The 12,888-nt window shown below is 63.3% G+C and carries 15 protein-coding genes and 2 pseudogenes; 11 read left to right on the top strand and 6 right to left on the bottom strand.

Annotation, left to right across the window (positions count from 1 at the left end):
* Positions 1-166: 166 nt before the first annotated feature.
* Positions 167-256: pseudogene (locus ACYCCG_RS25685) on the top strand (hypothetical protein); the annotation flags it as partial.
* A 466-nt stretch (positions 257-722) separates the two neighbouring features.
* Here the strand turns inward: ACYCCG_RS25685 and ACYCCG_RS25680 are convergent.
* Positions 723-941 carry a DUF1127 domain-containing protein gene (locus tag ACYCCG_RS25680; RefSeq protein WP_014591954.1) on the bottom strand — a complete coding sequence of 73 codons (219 nt, stop codon included), beginning with the start codon at positions 939-941 and terminating at the stop codon, positions 723-725.
* 96 nt (positions 942-1,037) lie between these two features.
* Between ACYCCG_RS25680 and ACYCCG_RS25675 the strand changes: the two genes are divergently transcribed.
* The gene (locus tag ACYCCG_RS25675; RefSeq protein ID WP_209964328.1) at positions 1,038-1,889 is read left to right on the top strand and encodes a LysR substrate-binding domain-containing protein; all 852 of its coding nucleotides are present in this window, start codon (positions 1,038-1,040) and stop codon (positions 1,887-1,889) included.
* A gap of 28 nt (positions 1,890-1,917) precedes the next feature.
* On the opposite strand, the gene ACYCCG_RS25670 is transcribed toward ACYCCG_RS25675, so the two are convergent.
* A complete protein-coding gene (locus ACYCCG_RS25670; RefSeq protein WP_176685631.1) occupies positions 1,918-2,667 on the bottom strand; it encodes a sulfite exporter TauE/SafE family protein in 750 nt (249 codons plus the stop codon).
* Positions 2,668-2,780: 113 nt separating this feature from the next.
* Between ACYCCG_RS25670 and ACYCCG_RS25665 the strand changes: the two genes are divergently transcribed.
* From ACYCCG_RS25665 to ACYCCG_RS25655, 3 genes are all read left to right on the top strand, one after another.
* Positions 2,781-3,734, top strand: coding sequence for a LysR family transcriptional regulator (locus ACYCCG_RS25665; RefSeq protein WP_010952891.1), 954 nt, complete (start codon positions 2,781-2,783; stop codon positions 3,732-3,734).
* A gap of 58 nt (positions 3,735-3,792) precedes the next feature.
* A complete protein-coding gene (locus tag ACYCCG_RS25660) occupies positions 3,793-4,248 on the top strand; it encodes a MarR family winged helix-turn-helix transcriptional regulator (RefSeq protein ID WP_020192084.1) in 456 nt (151 codons plus the stop codon).
* A 140-nt stretch (positions 4,249-4,388) separates the two neighbouring features.
* A complete protein-coding gene (locus ACYCCG_RS25655; RefSeq protein ID WP_209964326.1) occupies positions 4,389-4,817 on the top strand; it encodes an organic hydroperoxide resistance protein in 429 nt (142 codons plus the stop codon).
* 224 nt (positions 4,818-5,041) lie between these two features.
* Here the strand turns inward: ACYCCG_RS25655 and efp are convergent, their stop codons facing one another.
* On the bottom strand, positions 5,042-5,611 hold the full coding sequence (gene efp / locus ACYCCG_RS25650; protein ID WP_003252871.1) for an elongation factor P: 570 nt from the start codon (positions 5,609-5,611) through the stop codon (positions 5,042-5,044).
* A 48-nt stretch (positions 5,612-5,659) separates the two neighbouring features.
* A complete protein-coding gene (gene earP, locus ACYCCG_RS25645) occupies positions 5,660-6,793 on the bottom strand; it encodes an elongation factor P maturation arginine rhamnosyltransferase EarP (RefSeq protein WP_209964324.1) in 1,134 nt (377 codons plus the stop codon).
* Positions 6,794-6,922: 129 nt separating this feature from the next.
* Here earP and ACYCCG_RS25640 point away from each other — a divergent pair, with 129 nt between their 5' ends.
* A complete protein-coding gene (locus tag ACYCCG_RS25640; protein ID WP_339444343.1) occupies positions 6,923-7,321 on the top strand; it encodes a hypothetical protein in 399 nt (132 codons plus the stop codon).
* 2 nt (positions 7,322-7,323) lie between these two features.
* Entirely contained in the window at positions 7,324-7,794 is a 471-nt protein-coding gene (locus ACYCCG_RS25635; RefSeq protein WP_084852255.1) for a GreA/GreB family elongation factor, read from the top strand.
* A 114-nt stretch (positions 7,795-7,908) separates the two neighbouring features.
* Here ACYCCG_RS25635 and ACYCCG_RS25630 read toward each other — a convergent pair whose 3' ends face one another.
* On the bottom strand, positions 7,909-8,847 hold the full coding sequence (locus ACYCCG_RS25630; RefSeq protein WP_176685637.1) for a LysR family transcriptional regulator: 939 nt from the start codon (positions 8,845-8,847) through the stop codon (positions 7,909-7,911).
* A gap of 118 nt (positions 8,848-8,965) precedes the next feature.
* Here ACYCCG_RS25630 and ACYCCG_RS25625 point away from each other — a divergent pair, with 118 nt between their 5' ends.
* A complete protein-coding gene (locus ACYCCG_RS25625) occupies positions 8,966-9,715 on the top strand; it encodes a 3-oxoacyl-ACP reductase family protein (RefSeq protein WP_209964319.1) in 750 nt (249 codons plus the stop codon).
* A 39-nt stretch (positions 9,716-9,754) separates the two neighbouring features.
* On the opposite strand, the gene ACYCCG_RS25620 is transcribed toward ACYCCG_RS25625, so the two are convergent.
* Positions 9,755-10,639, bottom strand: a complete 885-nt coding sequence (locus tag ACYCCG_RS25620) for a LysR family transcriptional regulator (protein ID WP_459672252.1) — start codon at positions 10,637-10,639, stop codon at positions 9,755-9,757.
* A gap of 105 nt (positions 10,640-10,744) precedes the next feature.
* On the opposite strand from ACYCCG_RS25620, the gene ACYCCG_RS25615 reads away from it, so the two are divergent.
* The 3 genes and pseudogenes from ACYCCG_RS25615 to ACYCCG_RS25605 all read left to right on the top strand — a co-directional run.
* Complete coding sequence (locus tag ACYCCG_RS25615) at positions 10,745-11,932, top strand: MFS transporter (RefSeq protein ID WP_209964312.1); 1,188 nt, start codon at positions 10,745-10,747, stop codon at positions 11,930-11,932.
* A 214-nt stretch (positions 11,933-12,146) separates the two neighbouring features.
* Positions 12,147-12,527 carry a hypothetical protein gene (locus tag ACYCCG_RS25610; protein WP_003252855.1) on the top strand — a complete coding sequence of 127 codons (381 nt, stop codon included), beginning with the start codon at positions 12,147-12,149 and terminating at the stop codon, positions 12,525-12,527.
* A 45-nt stretch (positions 12,528-12,572) separates the two neighbouring features.
* A pseudogene (locus ACYCCG_RS25605) lies at positions 12,573-12,888 on the top strand (hypothetical protein); the annotation flags it as partial.

Genomic DNA, 12,888 nt, shown 5'->3' with positions numbered 1-12,888 from the left:
CCGCGCTGCAGGCCCCATCCTGGGGCCCAGCGCTTGACGGGCATCCATGCCCGTCACCTCCCTTCGCAAGCCCTGCGCTCGGCCTCCTGAAGTCGCAATCTGCGTCGCCTGAACTACCGCGCGCTTAGAAGCAAAAGCCAAAGCAAGAACAAGAGCAACGGCGCTCTTCCAGGCACACCAGGCCGAGGGCAGCCATGCCGGCGATGTCCTTATCCAGATGACCGGGCAGAACCTCACCGAATGCATCGGCGGTGCCGGCCGATCACCGAGTTCGCTTTTGATCTTGCTTCTAAACGCGCGGTAGTTCTGGCGACGCAGATTGCGACTTCAGGAGGCCGAGTGGAGGCATTGCGGAGGGAGATGACGGGCATGGATGCCCGTCAAGCGCTGAGGCCCCATGGATGGGGCCTGCAGCGCGTGCTCCCGGGAGCAAGGCCGGAGCGAGGGGACCCCGGAGCGCAGCGCAGGGGCCGGATGATGGGAGCCGACGGTTTTTGGTCCCTTTTTGCCACGACAAAAAGGGACCCGCCGTAAGGGCGGAAAGGTGAGTCGGCGTCGCCATCGCAAACGGACTGTACGCCCGATCAGAACCGGCGCTCGGCCTCCTGAAGTCGCAATCTGCGTCGCCTGAACTACCGCGCGCTTAGAAGCAAAAGCCAAAGCAAGAGCAAGAGCAAGAGCAGGAGCAGGAGCAGGAGCAGAAGCGACTGCCACGCCTGGCATCACTTCCTCAGTGGATCATCCCAGAAATGCCGCTCGGCCTCTTGCTGGATATCCGCCCGACTCAACCCCAAGTCGCGCAAAGTTGCATCACTGAGGCTGGCCAGCTCCTGACGCTGACGGTACAACTCCAGCCAACGCGCCGGACGCTGCAGGGCCGCATGCCACAGGTAGCTCAGGGAAAAGGCAGGTTGCTGGATGCTGCTGACATGACCTTTCATCGTGAAGCCCTCCGTGTTGATGGCTTCAGTCTCACGCCAGGCATAAGATCAATCCAACGAATGTTTCTGATGCGATGCATCTCGGAGATTGATGCAATGTCCCAGTACCAGAGCCTCGACGCGGACGTCCTGCGCACCTTCGTCGCCATTGCCGAGCAAGGCGGCTTTACCCGTGCAGGCGAAGTGGTCAACCGCACCCAGTCAGCCGTCAGCATGCAGATGAAACGCCTGGAAGAAGACGTTCTGCAGCGCCAGCTCTTCGAACGTGATGGCCGTCAGGTGCGGCTGACCGCCGAAGGCCAGGTCCTGCTGGGGTATGCCCGGCGCATTCTCAAATTGCATGGCGAAGTGTTCAACACCCTGCGCATGCCGCACATGGTTGGACTGGTGCGCATCGGCACACCGGACGACTACGCCATGCGCTTCCTCCCGACCATCCTGTCGAGCTTTGCCCAGGCCTACCCGCTGGTGCAGGTGGAAGTGCATTGCGACTCGTCCAAGCATCTGATGCTGCGCCAGGATCTGGACCTGACCATCGTCACCCGCGAGCCCGGCAACGAGATTGGCCAGTTGCTGCGCCAGGAACGCCTGGTGTGGGCCGCGGCAGAAGGCTTTTGCCCGCACGAACAACGGCCGATGCCGGTGGCGCTGTTCAACACCGACTGCTTCTGTCGCGCCTGGACCTGCAATGCGCTGGAGGCACAGGGCATCGACTACCGTATTGCCTACACCAGCCCGAGCCTGGCGGCAATCTTTGCCATCGTCACAGCCGGGCTGGCAGTGACCGCGCAGTTGCAGAGCCTGATCGGGGGCAACATCCGGGTACTGGGTGAGAGCGAAGGGCTGCCGCAATTACCGATGGCCAATGTAATGCTGGTGCGCAGTACCCAGACCCCCTCGCCCATTACCGACTGCATGGCCGACTACATCGTTGAGGGTTTCAAGTAATCTGGGGCCGCAAAGCGGCCCAAAAATCTCACAGCTCAAACCCCAGCATCACCGCACAGACCACCAGAAACACGCAGAACATTGCCCGCAATGCCTTCTCCGGCAACGCGTGGGCCAGCTTCACGCCCCAGCTGATGCTGAGCAAGCCCCCCACCGCCAACGGAATCCCCACCCCCCAGTCAACGCTATGGTGCACGCCATAGGTCACCAGCGTGACTACGGTACTCGGCGCCGCCAGCGCCAGTGACAACCCCTGCGCCACCACCTGGGTAGCGCCGAACACACTGGTCAGGACCGGCGTGGCCACCACGGCCCCACCCACCCCGAACAAGCCGCCCATTGTGCCGGCAAAGCTGCCCAGCACACCCAGCCACGGCCAGGCATGACGCAGCTCGGCACTCGGCGGCGACACTTTCATGAACATCCGCACCACGTTCCACACCGCCAGCACCACCAGAAAGCCGACAAAACCCAGGCGCATGGAATGCGCATCAAGCCCCACCGCCCAGATCGACCCCAGCCAGGCAAACAGGAAGCTGCACGCCGACAGCGGCAACGCATGGCGCAACGCGATGCGGTTGCGCTGGTGATACCGCCACAGCGCCAGCAGCACGTTCGGCACCACCATCACCAACGCGGTCCCCTGCGCCAACTGCTGGTCCAGGCCGAAGAGCACGCCCAGCGCCGGAATCGCAATCAGCCCGCCGCCTATGCCAAACAAGCCCCCCATAGTGCCTAGGGCTGCGCCCAGCACGATATACAACAACCACTCGATCATCAGGGCCTCGTCCGCCTGTACCAATAATGCGAGCATGCTAACGATTGCGCGCTGGCGGGGAAACGCACAGCAGCGCACAATGGCTGTGCGTTTTTCGCAAAAGCAAGGCAGCCATGAGCCCCGATACCCTGACCGACCAATTGAGCCTGTTCCTCGATGTACTGGAAACCGGCAGCTTTTCTGCCGCCGCCCGTCGCCACCCGCTGACCCCGTCTGCGGTAGCACGGCGCATCGACAACCTGGAAAGCGCCGTCGGCAGCCGCCTGTTCACCCGCAGCACCCACGCGGTGCGGGCCACGCCTGCAGGCAATGCCTTTGCCGAACGGGCCAGGCGCATCATCGAGGAGTTGCGCCTGGCCAGGGCTGAAGCGGTGTCACTGAGCAATGCCCCGGAAGGCCTGATCCGCATCGACGCACCTGCCGCGTTTGGCCGCCGCCACCTGGCCCCGGCCATTGCCGACTTCCTGGTGGCCTACCCGGGCCTGGACGTGCAACTGCGGTTGATCGACAGCTTCGTCGACCTGCAGGGCAGCCACCTGGGCGAGGTCGACCTGGTGCTGCGCGCCGGCCCTTTGGCCGACACCCGCCTGGTCGCCACGCCGCTCGCCTACATGGTGCGCATCGCCTGCGCCAGCCCCGCCTACCTGGCCAGCCGCGGCATCCCCACCTGCCCCAGCGAACTGCCCGGGCATGACGGGCTCGACTGGGATGGCCTGGCGCCGCCGTTCGCCTGGCGCTTCAGTGTGGCCGGGCAAACCCGCCTGTATCGCCCCGCGCGCATGCGCATGGCCGCCAACAACGCCGAAACCCTGTTGTTCGGCGCCCTCGCCGGCCTGGGGATAGCCCACCTTCCCACCTGGCTGATCAGTGAATACCTGCTGCGCGGTGAGCTGATCCCGTTGTTCTGCGACGGCGGCTTGCCTGAAGCCGAGACCAGCGGCATTTACGCGCTACGCCTGGCACATGAAACGAACTCTCGCAGCCGTTTGCTGCTCGAATTCCTCAAGAGCCGATTCAGCCCGATTCCACCCTGGGACCTGGCCTTGCGCAGTGAACTGCGCGATTAACTCGCGCACTGATGATCAGCGTGCCAGAATTTTCCATTGATCACTTTCAAGGACCTGCATGAACGCCGACACCCAAGCCTCCTGTGACGAGCTGCTGCTGGACAATCAGGTCTGTTTCGCCCTGCACTCCACCTCGTTGCTGATGACCAAGGTCTACAAGCCGCTGCTGCAGGCGCTGGGCCTGACCTACCCGCAATACCTTGCCATGCTCGTGCTCTGGGAGCGTGACGGCCTGACCGTGGGCGAAATCAGCCAGCACCTGCTGACCGACCCGGGCTCGCTGACCCCGCTGCTCAAGCGCCTGGAAAGCGAAGGCCTGTTGCAGCGTAACCGCAGCCGCGAAGATGAACGGGTAGTGATGGTGCAACTGACCGACAAGGGCCGCGCCCTGCAACAGCAGGCCAAAGAGGTGCCGCAATGCATTCTCAAGGCCAGCGGGCGCAGCCTGGAGCAGCTGCAGCAACTGCAAGCCGACCTGCTGATCCTGCGCGACAACCTGCAAAAAAACCTCTGAACGCTATGCTGTGAAATGGCCGTTCCGATGAACGGCGATGATTTATCTTGCGCGCTAACTAATTGCGCGCTAATTTAAATCCCACACCAACCCCCGCCCTCCTGCAAACGGGAGTGCACAGCACATTAGCGAGGCTCAAGATGCAAAAGGTCACTCCGCTGTACATCGCAGAAGCAACCTCCACCGGTGGGCGCGACGGCAAATCCCGCTCCAGCGACGACAAGCTCGTCGTCAGCCTGAGCACCCCCAAGGAACTGGGTGGCGCGGGCGGTGACGGCACCAACCCCGAGCAGATGTTCGCCGCCGGTTACTCGGCCTGCTTCATCGGCGCCTTGAAGTTCGTGGCCGGGCAAGAGAAGAAAGCCCTGCCGGCAGATACCTCGATCACCGCCAAGGTGGGCATCGGCCAGATCCCGGGCGGTTTCGGCCTGGACATCGACCTGCACATCAACCTGCCGGGCCTGGCCCAGGCCGATGCCGAAGGGCTGGTGGAAAAGGCGCACCAGGTGTGCCCGTATTCCAATGCCACCCGCGGTAATGTGGATGTGCGCCTGCACGTAACCGTCTAAGGCGCAAAGGCTTGCGCGATCCCCTATGGGAGCGGGTTTACCCGCGAAGAATACACCGCGGTGGATGGCACGGGCTCCGCCCGTGTTCACGGGCAAGCCCGCTCCCACACGGATCTGCGCCAGCTTTTAGAAATTGAGCACGACAGTTGCACCCACAAAAGCACGAGCACACAGGCATAAAAAAACCCGGCTTGCGCCGGGTTTTTTGCGTCTCGCAAGAAGCATTACTTCTTGGAACGGCCTTTGAAGCTGTTGTCGCGAGTGTCGATGTCGATCCACTCGTCGATCTGGATGAAGTCGGCAACCGAGATCTCGGTACCGTTCGCCAGCTTGGCAGGCTTCATGACTTTGCCGGAGGTGTCACCGCGAGCAGCGTTCTCGGTGTAGACAACTTTACGGCTGATGGTGGTCGGCAGCTCAACCGACACCAGACGGCCTTCGAAGAACACGGCTTCGCAGACGTCTTCCATGCCTTCTTCGATGTACGGCAGAACGGCTTCGATGTCTTCGGCGTTCAGCTCGTACATGGTGTAGTCGGTGGTGTCCATGAAGGTGTACTCGTCACCATTGATGAACGACAGGGTCGCTTCTTTGCGATCCAGGATCACGTCGTCCAGCTTGTCGTCCGCACCGTACACGGTTTCGGTCTTGTAGCCGGTCAGCAGGTTCTTCAGCTTGGTCTTCATGATCGCGCTGTTACGGCCCGACTTGGTGAACTCAGCTTTTTGAACCAGCCACGGGTCGTTGTCGATCCGCAGTACGGTACCGGGTTTCAGTTCTTTACCAGTTTTCATTACGAAGTATCCGAATCTGGATGGATTTATAAAAATCGAGGCCGCGTATCATAGCGAATTTCGGTAAAAGTGTACTAGCGCTTCGGCAAGGTCCGGCTGAGCGGCCTGTCGCGCCCCCCAACGGCGGGCATGCTGCTGCAGTTCCGGCCAATGCTGGCGGGCCGCCCGCCAGGCCTGGCCCATGTCGAAATCCATGTTCCATGCACGCCACAGGCCCAACAGGGCTGCATCGGCATCGTCTGACAGGCCGCAGCGATAATGCGCGAGGAACGCTTCGAGCTTTTCCCAATGAGCATTCTCGTCCTGCACATAGATGTGCCACAGCATCGGCTGCCCCGCCCACTGCGCACGCACGAACGAGTCTTCGCCACGCACGGCATTGAAATCGCAGCTCCATAGCAGCCGGTCGAAGTCGTCCTGGCTGACGAAAGGCAGTACCTGAACGGTCAGCGCCCCACGCGTGCGCACATCACCCACGTGCAGCGGCCCCTCGCCCAGCCACTGGCTGAGCCCCGCGACGATGCGCCCCTGCGGGACCAACAGGTGGCAGGCCTGGTCAGCCGTGGCCAGGGCATCAAGCCAGCTGCCCAGCTGTGGGTTTTCATAGGCGAACAGCGAGATCAGCAACGCACCCGGCACAGGGTCTACACCAAGCCCCTGCAAAAAGGCACGGCGCGCCTCCGCCGACTGCTGGAACGCATCACGCCGGGCCAGCAGCGAACCCTCGCGCAGCAAACCGCCCGTTTTGTCGGTAAAGCCCGGGAAAAAGAATACCTTGCGCAAACCGTTGGGCTGCGGCGAAGGCAACCCATGGCAACCCTCCACCCAGTCCTCGGCACTCAGGTACTCGAGGTTGAGCCAGAGCGGCGGCTGCGGACGGGCACGCATGGCCTCGACATACGCCGCCGGCAACTGGCAGGCAAACGCGCCGATCACCACATCGGCCGGCGCCACCGGCAACCACGCTGCCGGCCAGTGGCGCACATCCACGCCGTGCTGCCACTGTTGCGCAGCCGTGGCGTCGGCGCCAGGGCACATGGGCGTGAAAGCGTTGAGGTCATCCACCCACAGGCGCACCGCCAGGCCGTGCTCGGCCACCAACTGCCGGGCCAGGCGCCAGGTCACGCCGATATCGCCGTAGTTGTCGACGACGCTGCAGAAGATGTCCCAGGTGGCTTTCATGCGCCCCTCCCGTGCTGGTGCAAAAACCGCGAATTCTGCGCATAAATTGGCGCTGACAAAAGCACCTGCGCAGAAAAATGCCCAAGCGCATGCGACAATGCCCCCCTACCACGCTGCCAGGAGGCTGCCATGCCACGCCACCGTGAACTGAAGATCACCCTCAAGCCGTTGCCGTTGATCATGTGCGTTGCCTTGGGCCTGTGGCTAGGCGCCATGGCCATTGCCGCGAGCCTGTGGCTGGCACAACAGTTGTGGCCCCAGCAGGTGCAACCCCTGGCCCAGGTTGTAGCCCCCCACGCCTACCGTGCCGCTGCAACACCCGCGCCGGCCACTGCCCAGGATGGCCAGGCCGAGATGTTCGAACGCTACAAGGACATCCTGCACAAACAGGCGCTGCAACAGGCCGCCGATGCCGCACAGGGCAACCCGCGCAACCTCAACAGCCCCAAGTGCCAGTTCTGGCTACAGCAAAACCGTACCGCGCCCACCGAAAAAAGCCAGGCCAACGTGCTGGAGTTCTGTTACTGACCATGGATAAGCCCCACCTGCTGGCGCTGATTGTCGCCACCCTCGAGCATGACCTGGACGTGCTGACCCGCGCGGCGCAAACCGCCTACGAGGCCGCCACCGCCGAAGAGAACATTGCCGAGAACAAGTATGACACGCTGGGCCTGGAGGCCTCGTACCTGGCCACCGGCCAGGCCCGCCGCAGTGCCGAGATCCGCCAGGCGCTGGTGATCTACCAGCAGTTGCTGCTGCGTGACTACGACCCGGCGCGCGGCGTGCAGGTAAGCAACCTGGTGACCCTGGAAGATGAAGACGGCGGGCAGCGCCGGCTGTTTCTCGGGCCTGAGGCAGCGGGATTGAAGATTGGCGAGGGGGACGGGTTGGTGACGGTGATTACCCCACGATCGCCGCTGGGGCAGCTGTTGCTGGGCAAGCGGGTGGATGACGAGGTGAGCCTGGGGGCGCAGGTATCGTTCATTGTCGATGTTGTCTGAACCGGCCTCTTCGCGGGCACGCCCGCTTCCACAAGGTTCCCACTGTCTTCAGGGCTGTGATATCCCTGTGGGAACGGGCGGGCCCGCGAAAGGGCCGGCACAGGCAATAATTCTCTAAAGGGCCTGCAAGGCATCGAAACGCCCCGCCAGCCCCTGCTCGGCAAACTGCTCCACCACAAAATCGACGAACACCCGGGTCTTGCCCGGCAACAGCTTGTGCTCGGCGAAATACAGGCTGATATACCCATCGTCCACATACCAGTCCGGCAACACCCGCAGCAGCCGACCGGCCAGCAAGTAGGGCACGGCAAACGGCAGGCTCACCAGGGCAATACCCAGCCCCTGCTCGGCCACTGCGCACGCCGCGTCCGAATCGCTCATGGTCATCGCCTGGCGCAATTGCAGCGGCTGCTGCGCCTGCCAACGGCTGGTCAACGGCCACGAGCGCACCCGCCCGGTCTGCGGTGACCGGACCAGGATGCCGTCATGGCGTTGCAGCACCTGCGGGTCTTCTATCGGCGCGTGCCGCTGCAGATAGGCCGGCGCCGCCACCAACACCCGGTGCGCCGGGGTCAGCTTGCGCGCCACCACCCCTGGCGGCAGTTCGAAACCACCGCCAATCGCTGCATCGAAGCCCTGGCCGATCAGGTCGACCTGGCGGTTGTCGAAATGCCAATCCGGGGTAATCGCCGGGTAGCGGCGCAAGAATTCCCCCAGCAACGGCAGCACGTACAAGCGCCCGAACACCGTGCCCATGCTCACCCGTAACGACCCGGCCGGCTGGCCTTCTGCACTGGCCAGGTTGGCCACGGCGTACTGAATGGTGCGAAAGCTGTCACTGACCTCGCCGAGAAAACGCTGCCCCGCTTCGGTCAAGGTCAGCTTGCGGGTACTACGCTGGAACAACCGCACACCCAGGCGCGCTTCCAGCTGCGCAACGTGCTTGCCCACGGCGGCCGGGGTAAGGCTCAGGCGCCTGGCGGCTTCGGCAAAACTGCCGACCTCGGCACTGCGGATAAAGCATTCCAACGCGCTGAACGATTCCATGGCCATGATTAGCAACCAAAGGTTTACTCTGCTGATAGTTATTACCATCTTATCAGTAGGCAATCGAGCGCCGATACTGTGCCCATCCAAGGCATTTCGGCCTGGCTTCCAGCAGGAGAACAGCATGTCCAAGCAACTTATACTCGAAGGCAAAGTGGCCCTGGTTCAGGGCGGCTCCCGAGGCATTGGCGCAGCCATCGTGCGGCGCCTGGCCCGCGAAGGCGCGCAAGTGGCCTTCACCTATGTCAGCTCTGCCGGCCCGGCTGAAGAACTGGCTCGGGAAATTACCGAGAACGGCGGCAAAGCCTTGGCCCTGCGGGCTGACAGCGCTGATGCGGCAGCCGTGCAACTGGCGGTGGATGACACCGTGAAGGCCTTCGGCCGGCTGGATATCCTGGTCAACAACGCCGGTGTGCTGGCAGTGGCCCCGGTGACCGAGTTCGACCTGGCCGACTTCGATCACATGCTGGCCGTAAACGTACGCAGCGTATTTGTAGCCAGCCAGGCCGCGGCACGCTACATGGGCCAAGGGGGTCGCATCATCAACATTGGCAGCACCAACGCCGAGCGCATGCCGTTTGCCGGCGGTGCACCGTACGCCATGAGCAAGTCGGCACTGGTTGGCCTGACCCGCGGCATGGCACGCGACCTCGGGCCGCAGGGCATTACCGTGAACAACGTGCAGCCCGGCCCGGTAGACACCGACATGAACCCGGCCAGTGGCGAGTTCGCCGAGAGCCTGGTTCCGCTGATGGCCATTGGGCGGTACGGCGAGCCGGAGGAGATTGCCAGCTTTGTCGCTTACCTGGCGGGGCCTGAAGCCGGGTATATCACCGGTGCCAGCCTGACGGTGGACGGTGGGTTTGCAGCCTGATTGAAAGGTTGCCTGTGCCGCGAAAAGGCCGGCACAGGCTTAGCCTTTCCTTGCCCCCAGGCCTTGTTCCATCACGTCCAGAAAAGCCCGGGCAGCCGGTGTGGGGCTGGACGACCACACCGCATACAAGTGCCGTACCGGCGCATCCACCAACCGCGCCACGGCCACCCCTTCGATGCCCTGAGCCACCCGCTCGGGCACCAGGCCGACGGCCATGCCCCGCTGCACGAATTTCTCCACCAGACGAACATGCCCGATCTCGAACTGCACCCTGCGCTGCAACCCCACCGCCTGAAACGCCTCGTCGGTCTGTCGTCGCGCCCCGGTGCCTTCGGGGAAATCCACCAACACCTCGCCTGCCAGGTCAGCCAGCGCCAGTTGTGCCCTGCCCGCCAAGCGGTGCCCCAACGGCAACACAGCGGCCAGTTCTTCCCTGGCCAGCAAGCGATGCTGCACCCCCTGCACCACCTCGCCCTGCCACAGCCCGATAAAACCCACGTCCAGGCGCCGCTCGAGCACATCATCGATCAGCGATTCGCTCTTGGCCGTGAGCCAGCGTACATCCACATCCGGATAAAGACCGTGGAACACCGCCAACAGGTCGACCAGGTCCAGCGCGGTGAGCGAGCTGATTTCACCAATCGCCAGCCGCCCGCGTACCTGGCCGCAGGCCGCCGCCACATCATCGGCAATGCGCCGGGCCGCCTCCACCGCTGGCCGTGCACTGAGCACAAAGGCCTCCCCTGCAGGTGTCAGGCGCACCCGTCGCGAACTACGCTCGAACAGGCTCACCCCCAACTGCGCCTCCAGCCGCGCCACCTGATGGCTGAGCGCCGACTGCACCACATGGCAGCGCTCCGCCGCGCGGGTAAAACTGCCGGTGTCGGCCACGGCAAGGGCATATTCGAGCTGCTTGAGGTTCATCGATCTATCTGCTTTCAAGATGAATAGGTTGAAAACTATACATTGGTGTCATGCCTGGCACTTGCTGATAATCATCACCACACACGACTGCCCCACGAGAATTGTATGCACACCCCCACTCTCAGCCGCGCCTTGATCCTGCTGATGGCCACCGCCACAGGCCTGGCCGTGGCCAGCAACTACTACGCCCAACCGCTGCTGCACAGCATCGCCCAGCAGTTTGGCCTGAGCACCGCCAGCGCCGGCAGCATCGTGATTGCCGCGCAGCTCAGCTATGGCGCTGGCCTGTTGCTGCTGGCACCGCTGGGCGACCTGTTCGAGCAGCGCCGGTTGATTACCGTGATGACCGTTGTCTCCACCCTGGGCCTGGTCATCAGCGCCTGTGCACCCAGCCTGCCCTGGCTGCTGCTCGGCACGGCGCTGACCGGGCTGTTCTCGGTGGTGGCACAGATCCTCGTGCCGATGGCAGCAACCCTGAGCGAGCCGCATCAGCGTGGGCGCGCGATCGGCACGCTGATGAGCGGCCTGCTGCTGGGCATCCTGCTGGCGCGTACTGCTGCCGGCTTCATGGCCGAGCTGGGTGGCTGGCGCAGTATCTACGTGCTGGCCGCCGTGCTGATGGCACTTACCGCCGTGGCGCTGTACCGCAGCCTGCCACAGCACCACAGCCACGCCGGGCTGAAGTATCCGGCGCTGATCGGCTCCGTGTTCCGCCTGTTCATCGAAGAGCCCGTGCTGCGCCTGCGCTCGCTGCTCGGTCTGTTGGCATTCAGCCTGTTCGCCCTGTTCTGGACACCCCTGGCGTTTCTGTTGGCAAAAGGCCCCTACCACTATTCGGATGCAGTGATCGGCCTGTTCGGCCTGGCCGGTGCGGCAGGTGCGTTGTCGGCCAACTGGGCCGGGCGCCTGGCGGACCGTGGCAAGGGGTCGCTGGGTACCACCGTGGGCCTGGTGGTGTTGCTGCTGTCGTGGGTGCCGCTGGGGTTTGCCGAACAGTCGCTGCTCGCCTTGCTGCTGGGCGTGCTGATGCTCGACCTGGCGGTACAGCTGGTGCATGTGAGCAACCAGAACGCGGTGATCGCCCTGCGGCCCGAGGCACGTACGCGGCTGAATGCCGGTTATATCACCTGCTACTTCATTGGCGGGGCGCTTGGGTCGTTGCTGGGCACGCAGCTGTTCCAGCGCCAGGGCTGGATGGGGATTGTGGTGGCCGGGCTGGTGATTGGCGGGCTGGGATTGCTGGTGTGGGGCCTGGCCGAGCGTAAGCGCAAGAACACCTTGCAGGTGGCCTGATAAATGACCACTGGATTCTTCGCGGGCACGCCCGCTCCCACAGGTGCCTCACCAACCTCAGGGCAGTGATACACCTGCGGGCGTGCCCGCGAAGAGGCCATTGGCCACGGCGACAAAGTACCGCACTACCCTCCGTCGCAATGCCGTTGACTTGCTTGCCGGGGCAGCGCTCAGTAAGCGCTGGAAAATGCCCTTTCCCTGACAGGATGACTTTATGACAAGACTCACGGTGCAATCCGGCGATTTCTTGCAAGGTGAAGGCGAGTATCGCAACGGATCGCTCACACTCAAGACTGCGCGCAGCCCCTCACCCGGTGAGCGGATTTCCCTGGCACGCATCAGCGACTTGCGGCTGGCCAGCCTGGAAACCAACCGCAGCCTTGGCAGCGCCTTGGGCTGGGGCGTGGCCGGCGCCTTGGTGGCAGGGCCAGTGGGGCTGCTGGCCGGGCTGTGGTTGGGTGGCAAGGAAGAGGAAGCGACCTTCCTGGCCACCTTCAAGGATGGACGCAAGCTGATGGCCATTACCGATGGCAAGACCTGGTCGAAGATCGATGACAACTGGCGGCAGCACAAGCGGCCGATCAAGACAGGCTGATTATCACGGGGCCCTGATCGTTTTATGGGGAAGGCGGCTGGTAATATGCCGCCTTTTTCATGGCCTGTGCCGGCCTCTTCGCGGGTAAACCCGCTCCTACAGGGATATCACCACCTGGGGTATCACCACCCGGTGTATCGCCAACCGGTGTATCGCCAACCGGCGTTTCACCAACCGGTGTATCGCCAACCGGTGTTTCACCACCCGGTGTATCGCCAACCGGTGTTTCACCACCCGGTGTTTCACCACCCGGTGTATCGCCAACCGGTGTTTCACCACCCGGTGTATCGCCAACCGGTGTTTCACCACCCGGTGTATCGCCAACCGGTGTTTCACCACCCGGTGTATCGCCAACCGGTGT

Source organism: Pseudomonas sp. VEM90 (genome assembly GCF_054611535.1).
This window is presented reverse-complemented; position numbering and strand designations above follow the sequence as displayed.